A 25,617-nucleotide genomic window follows, 5' to 3' on the forward strand; every position below is an offset into this window, starting at 1 on the left:
GAATATGGCAATGACGCAGATGCTCTGCCCGGATGCTGAGCTCAGCAAGCTCGATCACACGCTGAGCGCGATGCTGGCGCGTGGCGCACAGGTCGATTTGACCGGCGACCAGTTAACGCTGGCAACGGCCGATCAAACGCTGGTGTATAAGCTTGCCGATTTAATGCATTAATTAGTAGTTGCCGCAGGAGCCGCTGGCCAGCGCCTGCTCACTGCATCGTTTACCATTAGGTAATGCGCACATCCCGATGCCCGTCCCATCAAGCTGGCGGGCAACGGACAAAGAACCGCCAATCATGGCGCAGTTCGCCTGGCCCAGATCGGACATGGCCCCTCGCATGCCCGGCGCCACGTGTGCGGCGGTCGCCTGCTGAACAGGTTCATTGCTACAGGCCGACAACAACAGCGCGGCACAGCCAACTAAAAACGCAGCTCGCATTTCTCTCTCCCACGATTTAAGCGAAACCTTTGCATAATAGGCAGCGTGCCGCTTGCCGTCGAGAGCCAGACTGCGGTTTTATGCGCTCTGGTAACATTTTCTCGCAATTTAGTGGAAAAAAGGGCAAAAATTGCCCTTAAACCCGCTCAATGCGCGCCGGTAGTCCCTGCCTCACTGCCGCTCCCGTCACCCAGTCCATCCAGATACCGGGTACTTCGCGGGTCGGATCGCCAAAACCAAGATCGTTAAGGTTAATTCCGGAGGCAATCTGCGCTTCTGACGCCAGCGGTTCACCATCGAGCCAGTGCTGACGCGCGCCCATCTCCTTATGACCGTAACCATGTTCAATAGCAATCACCCCTGGCATCACGCCCGGCAGCAGACTGATTTGCGCGATGGCGCTGCCGCCCGGCGTACTGATTTTCACCTGGTCGCCGTGCTGCACGCCAAAACGGGCGCCTTCATCCGGGTGCATCGCCACCAGGTTCAGCGGTTTAACATGGTGCAGCCGGGGGATAACCGTCGTTGAGCTGCTCATCAGGTTCGATTTGAACGACATCAGCTTCAGCGGCCAACGGCTGAGCGGGAACACCTCATCCACAGACTGGCCGTTGGCGAAACGGGGTGGATAAAACGTGGGGCAGCCGCTGTAGCGCTCGCCGGTGATGGCATGACGATGGCGGGCCACGTCAGCGTTCCACAGCTGGAGCGGCGTTTCCCAACGGTTGCCAACGACGCCCTCTTTACGCCCGGCGCTTTCCGGCGCAAAGCGTCCGCCACGGCTGAAAATGTACGCCACCCGCCCGGCTTCCTCCGCCTTCAGGGTTTTCTCCAGCAGCGGCAGCACCCGCTTCACACCGGAAAGCGCCACATCCTCCTCACTCGCCGCCGGAACCGGGGTTTGCCCGGCAAAAGCAATGTTTGCCCCCACCCGCAAGTAGTAATCTTCGGCGCTGTTAAGCGGATATGTCTGGCCGTCATTGTCGACGATCGCCGCCTCACCAAAGCCCGGCAACGCCAGCTTTTTCGCCACCGCGATACAGAACGATTCCATGGCGATGGGCTGTCCCTCTGCCGTTTTTGCCACCGCAGGCGTTACCACCGGCCAGCGCGCGGTAGTGGTTTTACTCGCCACGCCCGCCCATGGCGCGCTGAAGCCCCAGCTTTCAAAATTATGCGTATCCGGCAGCAGGTAGTCCGCCAGCGCGGAGGTTTCATTCATAAAGGCATCGATAGCAATAAACAGCGGCAGCCGGGTTGGATCCTTCAAATGCTTCTCAGCAACCGCGCGAATGCCCGGAATACCGTACAGCGGGTTGCTCATGTGCGAGATCCACGCCTTCAGCGGATACGGATAGCCCTCCAGCGCGCAGCTAAGAAGCTCGGTGAGCTGGCCTGCCACGAACGGATACCACGGCGCACGCGCCGGGAACGGTGAAGCACCGGCGGCGGTTTTTGCTTTATATTCGTCCGACTCCTCATAGGCCGCTTTGCTACGGGCGATGTTGAGCCCTTTTGGCTTCAGCTTGCCGGGGAAATCCTGCATGTTGTAGCGCGGGCCGTCAGCCACGCCGTTGAATTTGCCACCGCCGACGAACACGCCCCCTTCGAGGCTCATATTGCCGATCAGCACGTTCAGCATCATCACCGCCCACGAGCTGTAAAAGCCGTTTCCGGACATCATGCCACCGTGGGTGATGACCGCCGCTTTACGACCGTGACGGGTAAACTCATCGGCAAGTCTGGCGATGCTTTGCGGGGATACACCGCAGTGCTGGCTGTACTCGGCCATCGTCTGCGCCTGTGCGGCCTGTTTCAGACACTGAAAACTGCTTCTGACCAGTACCTGCGAGCCATCGTGCAGCGTGACCTCTCGCTCCACCAGCAGGTCGGCCTCTGGGCAGAGGTTCGCCGCCATCAGCACGCCTGCAGAACTCACCACCAGCGCGCTAGCGTCAGGCTGCGCATCGCCATAAACGGCGTTTGCCGTCAGGTGTTGTCCGTACAGCGGATGTGAGTCGCTCACCACCACCAGCCAACTGGCATTAGTCCAGCTCTTCTCCCCGGCCTGCTGCATTGCCGCTTCGCCTGGCCGCGAGAGATAACCGGCGTTGAAGCGCTGGTTGTCGATAATCCAGCGGATCATCGCCATCGCCAGCGCCGAATCGGTACCCGGGGTGACCGGCAGCCAGTGCCCACGGTCATCGGCCTGCACCGTGGTCAGCGGTAGCGCGGGCGCCACCACCACATAGCGGAAATCATCGCGCAGTCTGGCGCTGGCAAGCTGCCGCGCCTGACGCTTAAACGGGTTGCCGGACTGCGCGGGCGAGGTGCCCATAAAGAGTGCGAATTCCACGTGCTCCCAGTCAGGCTTCACGTGCGGGTTTTTCTGCAAATCCCCCATCAGCGCCCCGGAACCGGCGCGGTAGGCCAGCCCACAAAACGAGCCGTGAGCACCAAAGTTTTTACTACCGAAGCTGTTTTGTGCAAAGCGGCGCAGGAAGCTGTCACGCCCGTCGTCGCTGGTATTGGTCACCAGCAGCTGGTTCGCCTTCGGGCCAAGGCCAGGGCGCGCAGGATCGAGGGGCGTTTTGACGTCGCGAATCGCCCGCAGTCCGTCAACGTGCCCTTCACCAAACAGATCGCCCCCCTCCACCACTTCATTTATCAACTGCTCAAAGCTGATGCGCTGCCACTTGCCTTCGCCACGCTTGCCAGCGCGCTTCATCGGCAGAAGGATCCTGAGCGGGCTGTACAATCCCTCAAGCAGGGTTGCACCGCGCGCGCAGGCGGTAGAACGGCTGTCCAGCCCGCTCTCGCCCGCCATTTTCTCCAGCGCTTCGGAATAAGTCATCGACGGCGGGAAAGGATGCTCCTGCGACAGCGGATGCCAGGGGTTTCCGGCAATACGGACAATTTTGTCCTGCGCTTTATCTACCCGTACGCGGATGCCGCACTGCGTCCAGCAGCCAAAACACTGGGTCATTGAGACCACCTGCTGCGGGTTGCTGTGCCAGCCATCGCGAGCGTTCCCTTCCGGAACCAGCGAGTTGCCGTTGATGCGGTTAAGGGTGACTTTACCGGAGGTGCCGTTCACCATTCCGTCGAGGGCGCGCTTCGCCACCTCGCGATAGCTGAGGCCAAACGCCGACACGCCCCCCAGCACCAGCCCCGCTTTAAGCCATTGACGACGCGTGAATTTAGCCATGTTGTACTCTCCCTGCAATCCAGTTCAAACCTTCCCGCACCATTATCATGAGCGCCAGCCATAGCCCGAAGGTGCCGACGATCGCAAGCCATCCGTCACTACCAAAAGGCAGCGAATAAGGGTTCACTAATGCGCTGAATTTCGGCACCGTCTGCACCTCCATCAGCAACGTCCAGCGCAGCAGCCAACTGAGCCCCATCGCCAGCAGTACGCCCGGGGTCGTGAGCGTTCTCGCTCCCCCCTTGCGGCTAACGCAGACGGCGAGCGCCAGACAGGACAACCACAGCGCCAGAATGATGATCGCCAAACCGCGCGCCTGGCCGCTCAACCCAAGCCACTGGCGAAACGCCGTACCGGAAAGCGTGTCGCCGCTTAGCCATACCGCCATCGTGATGCCAGACAGCAATAACGCCCCAGCCTGCCCGGCAGCGAGAAGCCGCGAGCTACGCCCGGTGGCAGGGACAACGGCCAGCAGCAGGGCCAGTAGCGTTTGCATGGCGCTGAAAAACATGACCAGCGGGAAGGCATAGCTGAACCAGATGGGGCGAGCGCGCACCACCGACACCTCACGCCCGGTATAGAGCAGCAGACCCACGGCGGTCAGCGCGGCGGCCACCGCCACCCAGCGCGTCAGCGCGAAGCGGCGTCCGGTAAAACGCTGCAGGTGAAACGCCACAAACCACAGGCCGATAAACAGCGTAAACAGCGGTAAAAAAACGGCGCCCCAGGGCATCCACGACCACGGCGTCGGCCAGGCGTAGAAATGCCAGACCCGCGCGGTCTGGTGGAGATCGGCGGTTAACGCCAGCGGTGCCACAATGGCGCAGGTCAGGGTGATAAAAAGCGTGATGCCCTCAAGACGGGAATTCTCCGGGCAACGCCAGTGCAGCCCGGCCGCCAGCAGCGCCCCGCTGGCGGCAATGCCGATAAAGAAAAAGTACTGCACGGCCCAGGGCAGCCAGCTGATAGCCTGAGGCTGCGCGATAAGTTCAGCAATGAGCGGCGAGTTGACCATGTTAAACCTCCTGCCACAGCGCGGGCTGGGCGCGGCCATAGAGTGGAGTGACGAACGCTTCATCAAGGCCGAGATAGAAAACGTGCGGGACGGTGCGATTTTCTGGCTTCAGCACTTTGATCTCCGCCTTGTGCTCCGCCAGCATTTTGCTGATGGTGCTGGTGGGATCATAGATATCGCCAATAACGCGAGCCCCACCCACGCAGGATTCAACGCAGGCAGGCAACAGCCCGGCCTCCAGGCGATGAACGCAGAAGGTGCATTTGTCTGCCGTCTGGGTGCTGTGGTTGATAAAACGCGCATCGTAGGGACATGCCTGTACGCAGTAGGCGCAGCCCACACAGCGGGTGTTGTCCACCACCACAATGCCGTCCTGGCGCTGAAACGTAGCCTGTACCGGACACACCGGCACACAGGGCGGTTCGTCGCAGTGATTGCACAACCGGGGAAGCAGCACGTTGTGCGTTTCTGCCCCAGGGGTGAGGCGGATTTGGTACTGATTTACCGTCGTGCGAAACTCGCCCTGCGGCGTCTGGTTTTCCGTCGCACAGCTGACGGTACAGGACTGGCAGCCGATGCAGCGGCGCAAATCGATAAGCATGGCGTAACGCTGTTTTGCCGAACCTTCGCGCCTTTGCGGGCTCAGCGTAAGACCCGCATCGGCCACCGGCACCAGCGTCGCGCCGGCGGTCAATACCCCCAGTTTTTGCAGAAACTGTCGTTTACTGATATCCATATTGTTTCTCCGTCTTCGCGCAGCGATGCCACCGCAGTCACGTTCTGACGCGCGGGTTGTGACCTCACGTCTTCAATGCAGTAGAGTGTAAAATTCGCCTCACCGCCGGCTCTATTGTGGTTAACCACATACCCGGACAAATGTTGATTTAAAACAAAGAGAAAATGGCTCACACGCAGGGAAATCGATGAACAAGCCGTTGTTGCTGGCGCTGGGACTGGCGTTTTGTAGCACTACCTTTGCCGCAGAGTGGACGGTGGGGATCCTCGCCATGCGCGGCGAAGCGGAAACCCGCACCCGCTGGCAGCCGCTTATTGACGAGCTGAATCACGCCGTTCCCGGCGAGCATTTTCAGCTGCGAGCGCTGGATCTGAACGCGATGCGCGACGCCGTTAACGCCGGCAGCGTGCAGTTTGTCCTCACCAATCCCGGGCAGTTTGTACAGCTCAATAGCCATTATCACCTGCGCTGGCTGGCCTCTTTGCGTGCCACCGCAGGGAGCGAAGATACCGCAACCATCAGCAGTACCCTTCTGGTGAAAGCCAGCAGCGTGATTTATGCCCCGCAAGATCTGCGCGGAAAGACGCTGGGCGCCGTCGATCCTAAGGCGTTTGGCGGTTATCTCCTGGGTTACCAGGCGCTGAGAGAGGCAGGACTGCGGCCCGGCGAAGATATTCGTCTGCGCTTTACCGGCTTTCCGGCAGATGCCCTGCTCTATTTACTACGCGAAGGGGTTATCCAGGCGGCGGTGGTGCCATCCTGCCTGCTTGAAACGATGAGTAAAGAAGGGCTGGTGAAACGCGATGATTACCGCGCGCTGATGGTCACTCGTACTGCTCCGTGCCTCACCAGCACACCGCCCTATCCCAACTGGTCTTTTGCCGCCATGCCAGAGGTCAGCGATACCCTGGCCGATGCGGTGGCGCGCACGTTACTCAACGCCGATGATACTTCACCGTGGCGCTGGGGAGCCCCCGCCTCGACCAAAGCGGTTGAATCGCTGCTACGTAACGTCAACCAGTACCCCGACCGCTCTCGCCTGTGGCAGGATCTCTACGGCTGGCTGGAAGAAAACCGCGTCGCCGTTACCAGCGTCCTGCTTGTGCTACTCCTGCTGGCCGGTAATTATATTTGGGTCATGGTGCTGGTCCGCCGCCGGGGTAAGGCGCTGGAGGCAGCAAGCGAGCGGCTACGCGAACAGGAAATTGCCCTCGAAAAAGTCCGTCAGCTCAGCCTGCTGGGTGAGATGGCCTCGGGTTTCGCCCATGAGCTTAACCAGCCGCTGACCGCGATTCGTCAGTACGCGCAGGGTTGTGCGATTCGTCTTCAGCGGGAGGCACCTCAGCATGCTTTGCTGCCGGTTATCGAACAGATAGACCAGCAGGCGGCACGCGGAGGCGACGTTATTCGCAATCTGCGCACCTGGGCGATGTCGCCGCAGAGTCACCTTCCCCGAATCAGCGTGTCTGTGCGCGATAACGCGCAGTACGTCTGGTCACTTTTGCGTATTCCGAAGCTCTACCCCACCGCCCGTCTGCAGTCCGAGGTACCGCCAGAGCTCAGAGTGATGCTACCGCCAGCGCTGCTCGATCAGGTTTTCGCTAATCTGCTGCTCAACGCTCTGCAGGCGGGAGCCAGCATCGTCTGGCTTACGGCCTCCTGCGAAAATGGTATGGTTTGCATCACGTTGCAGGACAACGCAGGCGGCATGCCGGAGGAACGGCTTCCGCTGGCATTTCAGCCGTTCCGGAGCACGAAATCGTCGGGGATGGGATTAGGGCTTGCCATCTGCCAGCGTCTGCTACGCCAGGTTTCCGGCGAGATCCTGCTGCGCAACGTCATCGCCCCGGATGGCAAAAATGGGCTTAACGTATCGATGCGTCTTCCCGACCCCCACAAAGGAGAATTTCACGGTGATACACCTTGTTGATGATGATGTAGCCGTCACCGACGCGTGCCGCTTTCTACTGGAAAGCATCGATTGTGCCGTCACCTGCTGGAACAACAGCGACGCTTTTCTTCGCGAGGCAAATTTATACGAACCCGGCGTTGTACTGCTCGACATGCGAATGCCGGGAAAAGACGGACACGAGGTATATAGCGAGCTGCGCCGATTACAAAGTACCCTTGCCGTTATATTTCTCACCGGTCATGGTGATATTCAAATGGCGGTTGAGCAAATGAAACAGGGTGCGGTTGATTTCCTTGAGAAGCCCGTTTCTGCGCCATCTTTATTTGCATCGTTAAATAAGGCTAACACACTTTCTGCCGCTGCGTTTCACCGCTATGTAATTCAACAACGCTATAATAGCCTGACGCCGAAAGAGCAAGCGATTGCGCTGCGTGTTATTCAGGGAGATATGAACAAGACGATTGCCCAACAGTTGAATATCGCTATTCGTACGGTGGAAGTTCATCGTGCAAGAGTGATGGAAAAATTGGGAGCGAGATCACTTGCGGAGCTGGTAACCACCCTGCAGGACTTAAATAGAACCACCATTTCAATGTTCTGAAAAAGCAAAATTATTCTACTTACTTAATATTTATATAGTTACGTAAGTCGCAATTCCCATTTAGAACTTAATAATCTTATTCATCGGTAGCACATAATTATAGAGCACAAAAATCGGTCAACCAGATTTATCACCATACAAATCATGATGTTAGATGCAATCCGTGTATTCATAAGTCACATGAATAATATTCATGCAAGCCTATGAAAATTGTGTATTTTTATACAAATGCAGATCTTGTTTATATTCATTTTTTGTATAAAGTATAAAAAACATTAGATACTCTATTTTTAAAGCAAGCTGGTTTCAGGAGTTATTATGTATAGCGATCTGTACACACTTAATGAGCAGGTCCACACAGCGCTATCCAAAATTGGCAAAGAGATAACAAGTCATTCTGAAAGAGTTGAAGTCATCGCTTCACCAAAAAAGATTTTGCGCTTTAAGCGCCACGACGATAAATTGATTTATGCACTCACTGCAGGCGAAGTCGAGCTCTGCAATGTAAATAACAACATTATATTAGCGAATGTCAACCACCAGGCTGTTTTTGGTTTATCAACGATGTTATCCAAGCGGGAGTGTCATTATATCCGCACGGCATCAGATGTGAAGTTGTCGTATCTCAAGTTGCATGATTTTATGCAACTCGTGGAAGAGAAAAGACTATGGAAAGACGTTTCCTTGATACTCACATGGTATCTTGAGATTTACTGCTTCAGGGAGGAGCTAAATTCCAGGACGACCAATAGCTATAGCATTGTTAAAACCTACCTTGAAATGCTGTGGGAGCATAATCAAGAGAGCTTAGACGATGTTTCGATCTTTACTTTTATTCTGAACCGTACTTCCGTGTCACGGAGTACCTTGAACAAAATCTTAAAAGACCTCTCGGATGGCGGCTATATTATCGTTAACCGTGGGAAACTTGTCGATTTGAAACCCCTACCTGCGGGTTATTAGTACGTCTATTATTTTTTGTTTTTCCTTTCTGAAAAACTCTTGATCCCTTCATGGGGATATCGTTCACGTTGCCATATTACAGGCGCTACACACGCATATATACAATTTGGATAAACGCTATTTAGCACCGTTACACCGGGCAAATAACGGAGGATCACGCAGCTTTAATTAACAATGCTGTGCCGCATCGGCACGCCTGAACACTGAACGATAATCTTAATAAAAGACTTAAAGATTCCCCACTGGAGTTAATGATGAAAAGAAGTACTGATATGGTTGTAAAACAAAGTTCGAAAAATAACGGCACGCGTATATTTTTTAAAAATGCGATTACCACTCTGCTGTTTACTGCACCGCTGAGTGCATCGGTTTTTGCCGCCTCAAATGCGACGGTGATTGATAACGGTGCGGCAGAAACAGTACCCGGATCGCAAACCAGTCCGTGGATTTTACCTGGCGCAATTTACGCCGGGGTAAATAGCACGGGTTCACTGACCATCACTACAGGTGGCGTTGTTCGGTCCAGTACCACCACTTCCGGCACCAACGGCTCTGTCCTCGGATATAATTCAGGCAGTGCTGGAACCATCACCGTTGACGGTGGTGCCTGGTACGATGGCGTAGATCCCTCCAATCAGGCGCTATCTAACGGCACGACCGCCGTTGGCGGAGGTGGTACCGGGACGCTGAAAGTCCTCAATGGCGGAAAAGTCGGGCTGGTGTTCATGAACGTCGGTCAGAACGATAACAGTACTGGTACTGTTGTGGTGGATGGCGCCGGCTCGCAGTTGTTAGCCACTGTAACCCCCTCATCGGGGATAACCGTAGGTACCAGTGGCACCGGTTCGGTGACCATCAGTAACGGTGGCTCTATCATTAGCAATTCTGCCACCACTGTCGGCTGGGGGAAAAATGCTAACGGTACGGTTAATGTCGATGGTTCGGGTTCAAGCTGGGTAATTAACAGCGGTCCGATGATCGTCGGGGGTGCAGGAACCGGCAGCATGAGCATCACTAACGGTGGTGTAGTGAAAAGCGCTGGCGGATCCATTGCCGGGGGCAGCCCTGCCGATGACGCAGCGGGTAAAGGTGACGTGACTATCGATGGTCCTGGCTCTCTTTGGGATATTGGTGCACGAGAACTGAACATCGGTACTCAAAATAGTGCAACTAAATTACCCTCTGGTAATGGTACCCTGGTGGTATCCAATCAGGGTCAGCTTAATGCCCAAAGTATTTATATCAATGCTGAGAACGGCACGGTGGCAATTGGCGCCTTAGCGGGGCAGACGGCTGCGGCTGCAGGAACCATCAATGCCAAAAAAATAACTCTCGCTAATACCAACAGCAATCTGGTGTTCAACCATACCGACACCTCCGGCAACTATGTTTTCTCTCCGAAGATTGGCGGGCTGGGCAACGTCAGCCAACTGAGTGGCATTACCGTTATTAATAACGTGAATAGCTATACCGGTACCACCACCATCGACGGTGGTGCGCTTATCGTCGGCGATGCGGCGAATCCAACGGCGGTGCTCAACGGCGCAACGGCGGCCGATGTCACCGTGGGCAGCAATGGTCTGCTCGCAGGAACCGGATTAGTCAACGGCCTGGTGGTGAACAATGGTACCGTGGCCGCGTACAACACGCTGAACGGTCAGGAAAGCCAGCCAAACAGCAACTTTACGCTCGCGGGCGGCATCGACAACAAAGGTACTATCAATCTTGCGGGCGCACAGCCGGGTAATACCCTGACCGTCGGCAACAAATATACCGGTGACAACGGCACCCTGATCCTCAAAACCTACATGGGGGATGACAGCTCAGCAAGCGACCGCCTGGTGCTGAATAATGCTAAAGCCGACGGAAATACCGATTTGGTGATCAAACACGGCGGTGGCACCGGCGCGCGTACCAACACCGGGATCCTGCTGGTTGATGCCCAGAACGGCAGTACCACCACGCCTGACGCCTTCCGTCTGTCTCCGTCTTCAGATGGTTACCGCCAGAATATCGGAACTATCGCCGCGGGTGCGTATGATTACTCTCTGACCAGAGGCGGTGACGGCACCGCGGGGAACCCGGATTCCTGGTACCTAACGTCACGCGAAGTGAAGCCGATGACACCGCTGACGCCGAGCACTCCACCGACGGACCAGGGCAATCAACCACCTGTTGGCCCGAAAACGCAGCCCGATCCTGCGACGACATCAGCCCCGGTATTACGTCCGGAGATCGGTTCCTATATCGATAACCTGCGTGCGGCCAACACCATCTTCACCATGCGTTTGCACGACCGCCTGGGTGAAACCCAGTACCTGGACGATATGTCCGGTAACGGCAAAGTGAGTTCTATGTGGATGCGCAATATTGGCGGACACACCGGCTCACATGTGGGTAATGATGCGATTGCCACTCAGGCAAACCGCTATGTTATGCAGGTTGGCGGTGATATTGCCGACTGGTCAAATGACGGTCTTGATCGCTATCTGGTCGGCCTGATGGGTGGCTACGCTAATCAGAAAAGTCACAGCGTGTCGCACGCCTCCGGCTACAACTCTCGCGGCAGCCTGAACGGCTACAGCGTTGGGGTGTATGGCACCTGGTATGCCAACGACACCACCAAACAGGGTACCTATGTGGATACCTGGGCTCTGTACAACTGGTTCAACAACAGCGTGAGCGGCGAAGGTCTGCCATCTGAAAGCTACAAATCCAATGGCTTTACCGCCTCCGTCGAAGCGGGTTACACCCATAAAACAGGTGAGTACCAGACGCTGAATGGAATGGTTAACCAGGTCTTTATTCAGCCTAAGGCGCAGATCACCTGGATGGGCGTGAAAGCCGACAACCATACCGAAATTAACGGTACCGACGTCAGTGGCACCGGTGACAATAATATCCAGACGCGTCTCGGTGTAAGAGCCTTTATTAAAGGACAAAGCAAACTGGATGAAGGTAGCCAGCGCGAATTTGAACCTTTCGTGGAAGCGAACTGGATTTATAATACCGACAACTACGGTGTAAATATGGATGGCGTCAGAACCTCTATGGACGGCGCACGAAATATCGGCGAACTGAAGCTGGGTGTTGAAGGGAAAATTAACCGTCAGGCGACGCTGTGGGCGAACGTGGCACAGCAGATCGGTGACAAGGGATACAGTGACACTCAGGGGACCGTTGGGGTAAAATACGCCTTCTGATAAACCCAGATAAACAGACCGGGCAATTTATTTGCCCGGTTCTGGAGAAAATATGAAATTAGCAATTGGGATCTTTTTAGGGTTATTCAGCGCCGGTACACTGGCAGCCACGCCAGAAACCGCCACCCCGTGGTCACCGGGAAAAGGCGTACTGTGCGATAAGTACATTTGTGCCGATGCCACCGGCGTATCCATTCCGCTGACGGAGAAATATGTCGGTAAAACCCGTGCCGATAAATTAAAAGCCATGGGCGAGTTTGATACGACCTCCTTCACCTTCGCGACCGGTCTTTCCTGTGACGTGAAAGAAAAGCTCTGCCGCCAGGATCGCTATTATGGCGCCGATGGCAAGCGTAGCGGTAAGATAAACAAATACTATACCAAAGTGTTATTTGGCAGTTTTTAACCTTCTTTTGCCGTTAGATTCACAGTTTTCTGCTGTTGAATTAACAATGCGATTTTGCAGAAATTGATCGAAATCAGACACTTCTCTATCCCCTGGATCAATTTGTGCACTGCGGGACCGCGTAACTTCAACGCCATAGCGTAAAGCCCTATACTTGGCCAATAATTACAGGACTCGTCGACGTTTCACGGGTCCCTTTTTTGTGCAATGTAAGGGTGTCATATGATTACTATTGACGGTAATGGTGCAGTCGCGTCCGTCGCGTTCCGTGCCAGTGAAGTTATCGCCATCTACCCGATTACGCCCAGTTCCACGATGGCGGAACAGGCCGATGCCTGGGCCGGTAATGGGCTGAAAAACGTTTGGGGTGATGTCCCCCGCGTGGTTGAGATGCAGTCAGAGGCCGGGGCTATCGCTACCGTGCACGGCGCACTGCAAACCGGCGCGCTGTCCACTTCATTTACTTCCTCACAAGGTTTGCTGTTGATGATCCCGACGCTGTACAAGCTCGCGGGTCAGTTAACGCCTTTTGTTTTACACGTCGCTGCACGTACTGTCGCCACCCACGCACTGTCTATCTTCGGCGATCACTCTGACGTCATGGCGGTACGCCAGACAGGCTGCGCGATGCTGTGCGCGGCAAGCGTGCAGGAAGCGCAGGATTTCGCGTTAATCTCGCAGATGGCGACGCTGAAAAGTCGCGTGCCATTCATTCATTTCTTTGATGGTTTCCGCACCTCGCACGAAATCAACAAGATTGTCCCGCTGGCGGACGACACCATTTTGAGCCTGCTGCCGCAGGCGGAAATTGACGCTCACCGTGCCCGGGCGCTGAACCCGGAACACCCGGTGATTCGCGGCACCTCAGCTAACCCGGATACCTATTTCCAGTCCCGCGAGGCGACAAACCCGTGGTACAACGCGGTGTACGATCACGTACAGCAGGCGATGGACGATTTTGCCGCCGCAACGGGCCGTCAGTACCACCCGTTCGAGTATTACGGTCATCCGCAGGCTGAGCGCGTGATCGTGGTGATGGGCTCTGCCATCGGTACCGCCGAAGAGGTGGTGGACGAACTTCAGCGCCATGGAGAGAAAGTCGGCGTGCTGAAAGTTCGCCTCTATCGCCCATTCTCTGCCGCTCATCTGATTGCCGCCCTGCCGGAAAGCGTCCGTAAAATTGCGGTGCTCGACCGCACCAAGGAGCCCGGCGCGCAGGCAGAACCGCTGTATCTTGACGTGATGACCGCGCTGGCGGAAGCCTTCAACCGTGGCGAACGCGAAACGCTGCCGCGCGTTATTGGCGGCCGTTATGGGCTTTCCTCAAAAGAGTTTGGTCCGGACTGCGTCCTGGCGATTTTCAACGAGCTGAGCGCTGACCAGCCGAAGCCGCGCTTCACCGTCGGCATTTATGATGACGTCACTAATCTCTCCTTGCCGCTGCCGGAAAACACCCTGCCCTCAACCGCGCGCCTGGAAGCACTGTTCTACGGCCTAGGCAGCGACGGCAGCGTGTCGGCGACCAAGAACAACATCAAGATTATTGGTAACTCTACGCCGTGGTACGCCCAGGGTTATTTCGTCTATGACTCCAAAAAGGCCGGCGGTTTAACCGTTTCACACCTGCGCGTCAGCGATGAACCGATCCGCTCCGCCTACCTGGTATCACAGGCTGATTTCGTCGGCTGCCACCAGCTGCAGTTTATCGATAAGTATCAGATGGCCGAGCGCCTGAAGCCCGGCGGTATTTTCCTGCTCAACACGCCCTATCCGGCTGATGAAGTCTGGGCGCGACTGCCGCAGGAAGTTCAGGCCGTGCTGAACCAGAAGAAAGCGCGTTTCTACGTGGTGAACGCTGCGAAAATCGCCCGTGAATGCGGCCTGGCGGCACGTATCAACACCGTCATGCAGATGGCATTTTTCCATCTGACCAACATTCTGCCGGGCGACAGTGCGCTCATCGAACTGCAGGGCGCTATCGCCAAAAGCTACAGCAGCAAAGGTCAGGAGCTGGTTGAACGCAACTGGCAGGCGCTGGCAATGGCGCGCGATTCACTCGCAGAGGTGCCGCTGCAGCAGGTCAACGCCAGCAGCCCGAACCGCCCGCCGGTGGTTTCCGATGCCGCTCCCGATTTCGTCAAAACCGTTACCGCCGCGATGCTTGCTGGCCTCGGCGATGCGCTGCCGGTTTCCGCGTTGCCGCCTGATGGCACCTGGCCGATGGGCACCACCCGCTGGGAAAAACGCAACATCGCCGAAGAGATCCCTATCTGGAAAGAAGCGCTGTGCACCCAGTGTAACCATTGCGTCGCCGCCTGCCCGCACTCAGCTATCCGCGCGAAGGTCGTCGCCCCGGAAGAGATGGAGCACGCCCCTGCCAGTCTGCATTCACTGGATGTAAAATCCCGTGATATGCGCGGTCAGAAATATGTGCTGCAGGTCGCCCCGGAAGACTGCACCGGCTGTAACCTGTGCGTAGAAGTCTGCCCGGCGAAAGACCGTCAGAATCCGGAGATCAAGGCCATCAATATGATGTCCCGCCTTGAGCATGTTGAAGAAGAGAAAGTGAACTACGACTTCTTCCTCAATCTGCCGGAAATCGATCGCACCAGCCTGGAGCGCATCGATATTCGAACCTCTCAGCTCATTACCCCGCTATTTGAATACTCTGGTGCCTGCTCCGGTTGCGGTGAAACCCCGTACATTAAGCTGCTGACCCAGCTGTATGGTGACCGGATGCTGATTGCCAACGCCACCGGCTGTTCTTCTATTTATGGTGGGAACCTCCCCTCTACGCCATACACCACCGACGCCAACGGTCGCGGCCCGGCGTGGGCGAACTCACTGTTCGAGGATAACGCCGAGTTTGGTCTTGGTTTCCGCCTGACGGTTGACCAGCATCGCCAGCGCGTGATGCGCTTGCTCTCGCAGTTCAGCGATAGCATTACGCCAGAACTCAATGAGGCGCTGCACGCCGAGGCCACGCCGGAAGTACGCCGGGAGCAGGTTGCCGCGCTGCGCCAGCAGCTGGCGGGCGTTGCCGGTGCCGAAGAACTGCTTACCGACGCCGATGCGCTGGTGGAGAAATCCATCTGGCTGATTGGCGGGGACGGTTGGGCGTATGACATCGGCTTTGGTGGCCTTGATCACGTTCTGAGCCTCACCGAGAACGTCAACATTCTGGTGCTGGATACGCAGTGCTATTCCAACACCGGCGGCCAGGCCTCGAAGGCGACTCCGCTCGGTGCGGTCACCAAGTTTGGCGAACACGGCAAGCGTAAAGCGCGTAAAGATCTCGGCGTCAGCATGATGATGTATGGCCACGTCTATGTGGCGCAGATCTCCCTCGGCGCCCAGTTGAACCAGACGGTGAAAGCGATTCAGGAAGCCGAGGCTTATCCTGGCCCATCGCTGATCATTGCCTACAGCCCGTGCGAGGAGCATGGCTACGATCTGGCGCTGAGCCACGATCAAATGCGTCAGCTCACCGCTACCGGTTTCTGGCCGCTGTACCGCTTCGACCCACGTCGTGCGGATGAGGGCAAACTGCCGCTGGCGCTGGACTCTCGTCCGCCGTCAGATGCGCTGGCTGAGACGCTGATGAATGAGCAACGTTTCCGTCGCCTGAACGCTCAGCAGCCGGAAGTGGCCGAGCAGCTGTGGAAAGACGCCGCTGCGGATCTGCAAAAACGCTATGACTTCCTCGCACAAATGGCGGGAAAAGCAGAGAAGTCATCCTCTGAATAACTATCTGATTCAGAATTAGCGTAATAAAAAAAGCCCGAATAATTATTCGGGCTTGTCAATTTAACAAATGACTAAAAATAAATTAAGGACACACAGCAACAGTGTAACTTGTGTGACAAAAGGCATATAACGCGCCCATCATACCCAGCAAACAACCGCTTGTATAATTTAGATTTTATATATTTCCCTTATATTTATTCATCAAATCTATCGTCGTAAATTCCGTATTATTTATTTTAGATTTTACTTATATCGTAACAATTGATATTTACCACAAATGAATATGTCTCTATTAGCATGGCTCCACTTCCTTTCGGGAAGCCGAGTATATAAAAAACAACTAAAGGACTATTTTCAATGAAAAGAAAAGTACTGGCCCTCATGATCCCTGCCCTGCTGGCTGCAGGTGCAACCCATGCTGCTGAAATCTATAATAAAGATGGTAACAAATTAGACCTGTACGGCAAAATCGACGGTCTGCACTACTTCTCTGACGACGGTTCAAAAGACGGCGATCAGACCTACATGCGTATGGGTATCAAGGGTGAAACCCAGATCAACGACCAACTGACCGGCTACGGCCAGTGGGAATACAACATTCAGGCGAACAACTCTGAATCTACAAACTCAGGTGATAGCCAGTCCTGGACCCGTCTGGCGTTCGCTGGTCTGAAGTTCGGTGACTACGGCTCATTCGACTACGGTCGTAACTACGGCGTCATGTACGACGTAGAAGGCTGGACCGATATGCTGCCAGAATTCGGCGGCGATTCTTACACCCAGGCCGACAACTTCATGACCGGCCGTGCTAACGGTGTAGCAACCTACCGTAACAGCAACTTCTTCGGCCTGGTCGATGGCCTGAACTTTGCCCTGCAGTATCAGGGTAAAAACGAGAACCCGGGCAGCGGCGAAGGCACCAACAACGGTGACCGCAGCTTCCGTAACGCCAACGGCGACGGCTACGGTATTTCTACCTCCTACGACTTCGGTATGGGCTTCACCGCAGGTGCAGCATATACCTCTTCCGATCGTACTAACGATCAGATCAACGCCGGCGGCCAGTTCGCCAGCGGTGACAAAGCAGAAGCCTGGACTCTGGGTGCGAAATACGACGCGAACAACGTTTACCTCGCGACCATGTACTCCGAAACCCGCAACATGACCCCGTACGGTAACTCCAGCAGCGACAACGGCGGCGGTATTGCGAACAAGACCCAGAACTTCGAAGTGACCGCCCAGTACCAGTTCGACTTCGGTCTGCGTCCAACCCTTTCCTACCTGCAGTCTAAAGGTAAGGATCTGCAGCTGGTTGGCGGCTCTACCGATAAAGATCTGGTTAAATACGTGGATATCGGCGCGACCTATTACTTCAACAAGAACATGTCCACCTACGTCGACTACAAAGTTAACCTGCTCGACGAAGACGATAGCTTCTACAAAAACAACGGTATTTCTACCGACAACATCGTGGCGCTGGGTCTGGTTTACCAGTTCTAAGCCCGCAGGCCCGCTGGCAACGGCGGGCTGTTCCTCCCTGTTGTTTAGGTTCTATTCAGGAACCCTCGCTTCCCCGCCCGTACAATGACCATGAAACACATTGCAGTTAAAGGTGTCAGTCATGGTATTCAATATTCTCAATCAGCTCATCAATGTTGCGCAGCAGTATCCGGCGCTGATCGTTGGTCTGGTATTTTTGCTGACCTTTACCAAGTCCTGTGCGATTGTTTCTCTTGCCGTTCCCGGGACGTCCGGGCTTCTTCTGCTCGGCCCGTTGTCCGCAGGAAGCCATTCGCTGTTTATCCTGATGTGGCTGACGGCAAGCGCCGGGGCGATTGGCGGATTCTGGCTTTCCTGGTGGCTTGGCAAACGGTATCGCCACAGCGTGGAAAAACTGCGTTGGTTTACGCCTGACATGCGGGAAAAAAGTCGGACATTTTTGCTCAGATGGGGGGTTTACGCCGTGTTCCTCGGGCGCTTTATCTCACCCTTCAGGGCGACAATTCCCCTCGCCAGCGGGATATTTGGCGTGACCCAGCACAAATTTCAACTGGCAAATATCAGCTCGGCGCTGGTCTGGACTTTTATTCTGCTCGCCCCTGGGGCGATAACGCTGGGATTAAGCGAATTCTATTCACCAGCACAATAGTTCAGTGGTTTCCAGAGTTCACCTGAGGCAGCAACAGCACCTAACGCCCAACTGGCTTGTTGCTGCTCTTCATTATCAACACCGTCGACGATGATGCCCTGACTGGAACGTGATGCATAACTGCAAAGATGGTACAAACTGTGGGTATCAAAGTGGCTGAGGAAAAACAGACGATCGAGCTTTATATATTCGAAAGACACTCTTTCGAGTAAGGTTAAATTCGTTAAGCCACCGCCAAACCCTCCCAACCACAGATGACTAAGCTGTGAGAGCATACGCAGTTTGATCATTTTCGATTTACTATGAAATTCAGAAAAGGCTTCGTCGATTTCCAGACGTAAAAAACGGTGCTGTAATAAGAATTCCGCAATATCTTGATTATCAAGAATATAATCTGCAATCTCATCGTCGATGTTAAGCGTAACAAACACATCGCGCGTCATCTCAGCGGGCAACGAATCAATAAACGATAACTGTTGCTCCAGCAGACTTCTTTTGAACGTAACGTCTGAAACAATAACGCGGCGAGTCAGTCTTGATGAATGAGATTGCCGTTTTGGTTTATGCTTCATTGCCCACGAATGTATTTTACCCTCACGGGATACCGCGGGCTCCAATACGATTTCAGAACATAGGTTTGCTGCCAATCCCTGCTCCCCGAACATCCTGTATCTAATTAAATATATTGACAAAGAGTTACATAATCGAGAAGCAGAGGAAAATCGTTTAAAATGATCGGTAGAAGCCCATTTGATAGACATAAACTATCATAATCTCTTCAACGATCGCTAAATCGAATTGATAAAAAAGAATAATCCTATTGCAACCTACAAAATATGGTGGGATGTAATTATATCCATATGTTATGACCAATTCTAATATAAATACCGCACAATCCGTTGATGCATTGCTGAGCACTTCCTCTGTCAGAACCCACTCTGCCCGCATTTTACTGCCATGCCCAATAATAATGACTATTTATAATATAAGAAGAATTAAATTATTCAATTTTCTGATGCGCTGATTTATTTAATGACTATCCCTAATCTGGTTTAAATAATCTACACACTATTAAGTAAAAATTAAGTTTCGATCTCGCCCTGCCTTTCTTGCTACAATCTGCCATCCGGACCGATGTCCGTCAGCCACGTCTTCCACCTGGCCGCCGTTTACACATGAATTGAGTCATTGCCACATGTCGCAAAATCAAGAAGTTACAAAGAAAGAACAGTACAACCTGAACAAATTGCAGAAACGTTTGCGCCGTAATGTCGGCGAAGCCATTGCCGACTTCAATATGATTGAAGAAGGCGATCGCATCATGGTGTGTCTCTCTGGCGGTAAGGACAGCTACACCATGCTGGAGATTTTGCGTAATCTTCAGCAAAGTGCACCAGTCAATTTCAGCCTGGTGGCGGTTAACCTCGATCAGAAACAGCCGGGTTTCCCGGAGCATATCCTGCCGGAATATCTGCAGCAGCTGGGTGTTGAATACAAGATCGTCGAAGAAAACACCTACGGCATCGTGAAGGAAAAAATCCCGGAGGGCAAAACTACCTGCTCGCTGTGCTCTCGCCTGCGTCGCGGGATCCTCTACCGTACCGCCACTGAGCTGGGTGCCACCAAAATCGCGCTGGGCCATCACCGCGACGATATTCTGCAGACCCTGTTCCTTAATATGTTCTACGGCGGCAAGATGAAAGGCATGCCACCGAAGCTGATGAGCGATGACGGTAAACACATTGTTATTCGTCCGCTGGCCTACTGCCGTGAGAAAGACATCGAACGCTTCTCGGTAGCCAAAGGCTTCCCAATCATTCCTTGCAACCTGTGCGGTTCACAGCCGAACCTGCAGCGTCAGGTGATTGGCGATATGCTGCGCGACTGGGATAAACGCTACCCGGGGCGCATTGAAACCATGTTCAGCGCGATGCAGAACGTGGTGCCTTCACACCTGTGTGATGAAGCGCTGTTCGATTTCAAAGGCCTCACCAAAGAGTCTGCTGTGGTGGGCGGCGGTGACCTCGCCTTCGACCGTGAAGAAATCCCCCTGCAGCCAGCAGGCTGGCAGCCGGAAGACGATGAAAACGACTTCCAGGCCACACGCCTCGATGTGCTGGAAATCAAATAAACGAAAGCCCTCCGCCGGAGGGCTTTTTTTTACCCTTTCCTGAATCGCAGGCAAAAAAAAAGCCGACTCATCTAAGTCGGCGTCGTACGAATCAATTGTGCTATGCAGTAATTCAAAAAAGGAAGTAAGACAATATGGAGCGCAACGCCCATCGCTTGACGTTGCATTCACCTGCGAGAGAAATATTGCCCTGAATGGGTAGAGTGTTTATTGACTTCGCTCAATCTTTACCGCATTTCTGGCATCCGTTGTGCTTAGAAAGGTGAAATTTTACAACCATTTACTGCGATGTAACCACCAGGTAACACCACCAATCAACGCTACCAACATAAAGCAAAACAGCGGAAAACCGAGATGCCAGCCGCCGCCGGGGATCCCACCCAGGTTAACGCCGAACAAACCGGTCAGGAAGGTGCTTGGGAGAAAAACCATTGCCATCATCGACATGGTGTAGGTGCGACGAGTCAGCGACTCCTGCATCACCTGCGCGATTTCATCGGCCATCACCCCGGTGCGGGCGATACAGGCGTCAATCTCATCAAGCCCCCGGCCGAGCCGTTCGGCAATATCCTGCATCCGCCGGCGCTGATCGTCAGTCATCCACGATAAACGCTCGCTGGATAAACGGGCATACACATCGCGCTGCGGGGCCATATAGCGACGCATCACGATAAGCTGCTTACGCAAAAGCGCCAGTACGCCGCGTGCAGGTACCTTCTGGTCCAGAAGATCGTCCTCAAGATCGATGATACGATCGTGCAGTTCCTCAATAAACTCGCTGGCGTGATCGGTCAGCGTATCGCACACATCCACCAGCCAGTCTCCGCAGCCCGTCGGACCGGTTCCCTCCTGCAGATCATTAACGATGTCGTCCAGCGCCAGCACTTTTCGCTGTCGGGTGGAAACAATCAGCCGTTCATCAATGTACAGGCGCATCGCCACCAGCTGATCGGGGCGTTCGTCGGTACTACCATTAATACAACGTAGCGTGAGTAACGTCCCTTCGCCCAGGCGGTTCACCCGTGGACGAGTACTTTCTCCCGCCAGCGCGTCACGCACGTTGTTAGGCAGCAGCGGCGTGGTAGCCAGCCACTGCGCGCTGTCCGGGTGAGTGTAATTCAGGTGCAGCCAGCACGGCTGCTGGCTGTCGATAACATCGTCGTTGGAGAGCGGCCTGGCGCCGCCCTGCCCATCCAGTAGCCAGGCGAATACCGCGTCAGGCACATTGACTTCCGATCCTTTAATGGCTTCCACATCCACTCCCAATTCTGCTGGTGACTGACACCAGTCTAGCGTTATGCGATTGTTAAGCAACAGCCTGTTGTCTGCATCACGGCATTTCAGAAATGAGAATAAAAAAAGCCTGCGTCATTACGCAGGCTTTCGCTATTCCTTATTGGTTAACTCAAAACGATTGCCAGTAGTTCGGCTCCCTGGCCGGGGAGATGCCCGGACGAGGGCTTCTCAGGGCGGCAGACTCCGCATGATGGTCGCCCCCCAGGCGGAAGTTACGCGTCCGGGATTGCAGCTCAACGACCTGCTGCTGGAGAACGTCTGACGACCCTGCCAGCTCTTCCACCATTGCCACGTTGCTCTGCGTTACTTTTTCAAGCTCTGACAGCGCCAGGGTTATCTGCTCAATCCCCCGCTCCTGCTGAAGCGTAGAGACCGTAATTTGCTCCATCAGATTACTGAGAAGACCAGAGCCCGAAACGATGTCCTGCATATTTTTCTCAGCTTCAGCAACAATACTGGCACCCTGTGTGACGTTTTCGCTGGTGACACTGATAAGCGACTTAATATTCTTGGCTGCTTCTGCACTGCGATGCGCCAGATTTCGTACCTCGCCGGCCACCACGGAAAAACCTTTTCCATGATCGCCCGCACGCGCAGCTTCAACCGCGGCGTTCAGCGCCAGAATATTAGTCTGAAACGCAATGCCATCGATGAGGGTAATAATTTCCGTCATCTGTCGTGCGCAGTCGGTAATAGATTGCATATTATTCGCCACATCCACCATCAGCTCGCCGCCTTTACGCGCACAATGCGTCGCCTCACCGGCTCGATCGCTGGCAAGACGGGTATTTTCGGCATTATTTTTGGTGCTGGCAGAGATCTCCTCCATGCTGGAAGCCGTCTGCATCAGGGTTGCAGACTGTTGCTCGGTCTTCACCGACAGTTCGGCACTGCGTGAGGCGAGCTGCTCCGAGAGCGACATTGCCGTCTGGGAAGATGCACGGATTTCTGCCACCAGCGTAGCGATGTTGCTGGACAGGCTGTTAATGCCTGGAATAAGGCGTCCGGCACAGTTATTACCAAACAACGGTATATTCACTGACAAATTACCCGCAGTGACTTCATCAATACTTTTTTTAACCGTATTGATAGGTGTCACCAGATAACGGGTCATATACCACCATAACGCCACAATGGCACTAAACCACAACACATTTAACGCCATCAATAAATAAAACGAAGCTGATAGTGTAATCGAAATAATATTTGCAACAACAAAAACGGCCAGTAAAAAAAGCAATATGAATGTGCGAACGCTTATATTTCTGAGCATACCAAAACTCACTGGTCAAACCTGGGGGTATTTTGTTTATAGCACTGCCCGTGGGGTTTTTCACCCCCGGGAAACCGAAAAGCAAACTTTGTGTTTTAACGCGACCAGTTTCACTTTGCGAGCGTTATCATGCACGAAAACCCCACAGACACAGCGTAAAACTCCAAAATGAGAGATTTAAGACTATACTCACACTATAAAATATCATCCACGTATCTCTTTTTTTATTACACTTTACCCACATTCCACTATTATTTAGCGTGGCTTAAACATCAGCACCGCAGGAGTTACACCAGGATATATTCTTAATCAATCTGCAGAAAAGCCTTTGTTCGGGCAGTTATTTCATTCGCTCAGCGAACGCTTTTACTGCTAGATTAGCGGAACAACTTTTAAAGAAGTGGATTGCATGATGCTGTATGTTTCGTGGGACCCGGTTCTGATCGGTATTTCATTTTTAGTTGCGTTTATCGCTTCATTTATTGCGCTCGACAGCGCCGGGAAAATTGCTGCCTCTAATAAAAAGACCGTACTATTCTGGCGGTTATCCGGTGGTGCTACTCTCGGTATTGGTATTTGGGCCATGCATTTTATTGGCATGCTGGCGATGAAAATGCCGATGGAAATGCACTACAACGTGACCATCACCGTCATCTCTTTGTTGGTCGCCATTGTGGCATCTACCGCTTCCATTAATATCGCGGTGATGAGCCATACCCTCACCCTTCGCCGCCACGTTATCGCCACGCTTATTCTTAGCAGCGGTGTGGTCGTGATGCACTATGTAGGGATGTTTGCCCTTACCGCCCAGCACAGCATCAGCTGGAATATCCCTCTGGTCATGCTTTCCATCGCGATTGCTATCATTGCGTCCGGTGCGGCGCTATGGCTGGCGTTCAGCCTGCGGCTAAACGGTAAAGGGGTGCTTATTAACCGTATTGTAGCGGCGCTGGTGATGGGGATTGCCATCGCCGCGATGCACTATACCGGCATGAGCGCCGCCACCTTCAGCCCACATACCCACTACATAGGCGGCGGTATCGGAGAGAGCGGTTTATCGGTGTGGGTCAGCGCCACAACGCTTGCGATCCTCGGGGTCATGCTGATTATTTCGATGGTCGATTCGCAGCTACGCACCGCCCGTCTCACCGAGAGTTTGCAGCAACTGAACCAGCAGCTTGAACAGCAGGCCCGTTTCGACGGTTTAACCGGGCTCGCGAACCGTGCGCAGATTGATCTCAAGATTGAGGAGTGCCTGGCCCTGGCGCAAAAAACCTCACAGCCCTTTGCGCTGGTCTTTATGGATCTCGATCGCTTTAAGCTGGTGAATGACGCCTGGGGACACCATGTGGGTGACCATCTGCTGGTCTCGGTTGCTAACCGGATAAGCACCTGCCTGAGTTCTCGCATGACGCTGGCAAGGCTGGGTGGAGACGAGTTTATTCTGCTTGCGCCGGATACTAACGGGTCTGAAGTCGCCGACCTTGCAGGGCGAATGGTGGAAAGTATCAAGCGTCCTTTCTACGAAGCCGGGCAAATCATCCAGGTGTCGCTCAGCGCCGGGATAAGCCTCTTCCCCGAGCACGGAAACACGCTTCAGGACCTGAAGCTGCACGCCGACACCGCGATGTACAATATTAAACAGCAGGGCCGCAACGGCTGGGCCATCTACGACGTCGCCATGATGAAGAAAATCTGGGAAGGCGCGGAGTTTCTGCAGCAGTTAACCCAGGCACTTGAGCGCGAACAGTTTGAGCTCTGGTATCAACCTAAATATCACGCGCGCCAGCAAACCCTGTGCGGCTTTGAGGCCCTGCTGCGCTGGCGCCATCCTTCCCGCGGTATTTTGCTGCCGGAGGTGTTTCTCAGCACGCTGGAAAAAACCGGGCTCATCGTCTCAGTGGGGCACTGGGTCATCGACGAGGCCTGCCGTCAGCTGAAACAGTGGAGCCTGGCCGGTCATCCGGACTGGAAGCTTTCTATCAATCTCTCCGCAGCACAGTTTGAGCAGCATGACATCTTCGACGTCATCAGCGGCGCGCTTAATCGCCACGACATCGTCCCTTCACGCCTGACCATTGAGCTCACCGAAAGTACCGCGCTCAACAATCTGGAACGTAGCGTTAAGATCCTGAACGACTTTACCCGTCTCGGGATCACCGTATCGATTGATGACTTTGGCACCGGTTACTCCAATATGCTGTCGCTGAAGAACCTGCCCGCCGGCGAGCTAAAGATAGACAAGAGCTTTGTGAAGGACATTCGTGATAACAACAAGAACGTAAAGATTGTTTCGACGATTATCGATATTGCCCACACCATGAACATGAACGTGGTGGCGGAAGGGATTGAGACTACCGAGCAGCAGCAGTTGCTGACCCATCTTGGCTGCGGTTATTTGCAGGGGTATTTGTTCGCAAGGCCGGTTCCTGCCGCAGAGATCCCCGCCCTGGTCGCCACTCCCCCATTTAGTCCTCCCCCTGTGCTTCGTGGCATCGACCACGAAAAACAAAAAAAGCAGGCGTGAAGTGCACATTT

18 protein-coding genes are annotated in these 25,617 nt (G+C 54.2%); 11 read left to right on the plus strand and 7 right to left on the minus strand.

Going from position 1 to position 25,617, the window contains the following annotated elements; genetic code table 11:
- A partial coding sequence (locus tag GYRE_RS19820; protein ID WP_038257763.1) for an META domain-containing protein occupies positions 1–172 on the plus strand: 172 nt, incomplete at its 5' end.
- Here GYRE_RS19820 and GYRE_RS19825 read toward each other — a convergent pair.
- From GYRE_RS19825 to ttrB, 4 genes are all read right to left on the minus strand, one after another.
- On the minus strand, positions 173–439 hold the full coding sequence (locus tag GYRE_RS19825; protein WP_006819798.1) for a putative hemolysin: 267 nt from the start codon (positions 437–439) through the stop codon (positions 173–175).
- A gap of 136 nt (positions 440–575) precedes the next feature.
- Entirely contained in the window at positions 576–3,647 is a 3,072-nt protein-coding gene (ttrA, locus tag GYRE_RS19830; RefSeq protein ID WP_038257764.1) for a tetrathionate reductase subunit TtrA, read from the minus strand.
- Entirely contained in the window at positions 3,640–4,662 is a 1,023-nt protein-coding gene (gene ttrC / locus GYRE_RS19835; protein WP_038257767.1) for a tetrathionate reductase subunit TtrC, read from the minus strand. Before ttrC ends, ttrA begins: the two co-directional genes overlap by 8 nt.
- Position 4,663: 1 nt before the next feature.
- Positions 4,664–5,398 (minus strand): tetrathionate reductase subunit TtrB, encoded by a 735-nt coding sequence (ttrB, locus tag GYRE_RS19840; protein ID WP_038257770.1) that lies wholly within the window; start codon positions 5,396–5,398, stop codon positions 4,664–4,666.
- Between the two features lie 187 nt (positions 5,399–5,585).
- On the opposite strand from ttrB, the gene ttrS reads away from it, so the two are divergent.
- The 8 genes from ttrS to GYRE_RS19880 all read left to right on the plus strand — a co-directional run bounded on the left by ttrS (position 5,586) and on the right by GYRE_RS19880 (position 18,379).
- Positions 5,586–7,328, plus strand: a complete 1,743-nt coding sequence (gene ttrS, locus GYRE_RS19845) for a tetrathionate respiration histidine kinase TtrS (protein ID WP_038257772.1) — start codon at positions 5,586–5,588, stop codon at positions 7,326–7,328.
- Complete coding sequence (gene ttrR / locus GYRE_RS19850) at positions 7,258–7,911, plus strand: tetrathionate respiration response regulator TtrR (protein ID WP_051861006.1); 654 nt, start codon at positions 7,258–7,260, stop codon at positions 7,909–7,911. The genes ttrS and ttrR overlap by 71 nt, the downstream gene beginning before the upstream one ends.
- Before the next feature lie 318 nt (positions 7,912–8,229).
- Positions 8,230–8,874 (plus strand): helix-turn-helix domain-containing protein, encoded by a 645-nt coding sequence (locus tag GYRE_RS19855; RefSeq protein ID WP_006819791.1) that lies wholly within the window; start codon positions 8,230–8,232, stop codon positions 8,872–8,874.
- 272 nt (positions 8,875–9,146) lie between these two features.
- Complete coding sequence (locus GYRE_RS19860; RefSeq protein ID WP_245939523.1) at positions 9,147–12,077, plus strand: autotransporter outer membrane beta-barrel domain-containing protein; 2,931 nt, start codon at positions 9,147–9,149, stop codon at positions 12,075–12,077.
- A gap of 52 nt (positions 12,078–12,129) precedes the next feature.
- Positions 12,130–12,483: a YcgJ family protein gene (locus tag GYRE_RS19865; RefSeq protein WP_038257780.1), complete on the plus strand. Its 354-nt coding sequence runs from the start codon at positions 12,130–12,132 to the stop codon at positions 12,481–12,483.
- Positions 12,484–12,705: 222 nt separating this feature from the next.
- Positions 12,706–16,230, plus strand: a complete 3,525-nt coding sequence (gene nifJ, locus GYRE_RS19870) for a pyruvate:ferredoxin (flavodoxin) oxidoreductase (protein WP_038257783.1) — start codon at positions 12,706–12,708, stop codon at positions 16,228–16,230.
- A gap of 357 nt (positions 16,231–16,587) precedes the next feature.
- Entirely contained in the window at positions 16,588–17,730 is a 1,143-nt protein-coding gene (gene ompC / locus GYRE_RS19875; protein WP_038257785.1) for a porin OmpC, read from the plus strand.
- 121 nt (positions 17,731–17,851) lie between these two features.
- Positions 17,852–18,379 carry a DedA family protein gene (locus GYRE_RS19880; RefSeq protein WP_006819786.1) on the plus strand — a complete coding sequence of 176 codons (528 nt, stop codon included), beginning with the start codon at positions 17,852–17,854 and terminating at the stop codon, positions 18,377–18,379.
- On the opposite strand, the gene GYRE_RS19885 is transcribed toward GYRE_RS19880, so the two are convergent.
- Positions 18,361–19,026: an EAL domain-containing protein gene (locus GYRE_RS19885; protein ID WP_157248443.1), complete on the minus strand. Its 666-nt coding sequence runs from the start codon at positions 19,024–19,026 to the stop codon at positions 18,361–18,363. The two genes, GYRE_RS19880 and GYRE_RS19885, sit on opposite strands and share 19 nt — an antisense overlap.
- Positions 19,027–19,574: 548 nt before the next feature.
- Between GYRE_RS19885 and ttcA the strand changes: the two genes are divergently transcribed.
- Positions 19,575–20,510: a tRNA 2-thiocytidine(32) synthetase TtcA gene (ttcA, locus tag GYRE_RS19895; RefSeq protein ID WP_006819783.1), complete on the plus strand. Its 936-nt coding sequence runs from the start codon at positions 19,575–19,577 to the stop codon at positions 20,508–20,510.
- Positions 20,511–20,780: 270 nt separating this feature from the next.
- Here the strand turns inward: ttcA and zntB are convergent, their stop codons facing one another.
- Positions 20,781–21,764, minus strand: coding sequence for a zinc transporter ZntB (gene zntB, locus GYRE_RS19900; RefSeq protein ID WP_038257795.1), 984 nt, complete (start codon positions 21,762–21,764; stop codon positions 20,781–20,783).
- Between the two features lie 151 nt (positions 21,765–21,915).
- A complete protein-coding gene (locus tag GYRE_RS19905) occupies positions 21,916–23,079 on the minus strand; it encodes a methyl-accepting chemotaxis protein (protein WP_038257798.1) in 1,164 nt (387 codons plus the stop codon).
- Between the two features lie 412 nt (positions 23,080–23,491).
- On the opposite strand from GYRE_RS19905, the gene GYRE_RS19910 reads away from it, so the two are divergent.
- On the plus strand, positions 23,492–25,606 hold the full coding sequence (locus GYRE_RS19910) for a putative bifunctional diguanylate cyclase/phosphodiesterase (protein ID WP_038257800.1): 2,115 nt from the start codon (positions 23,492–23,494) through the stop codon (positions 25,604–25,606).
- The last annotated feature ends 11 nt before the right edge of the window (positions 25,607–25,617 follow it).

It is taken from the genome of Yokenella regensburgei ATCC 49455 (assembly GCF_000735455.1).
GTDB classification, from domain to species: Bacteria; Pseudomonadota; Gammaproteobacteria; order Enterobacterales; family Enterobacteriaceae; genus Yokenella; species Yokenella regensburgei.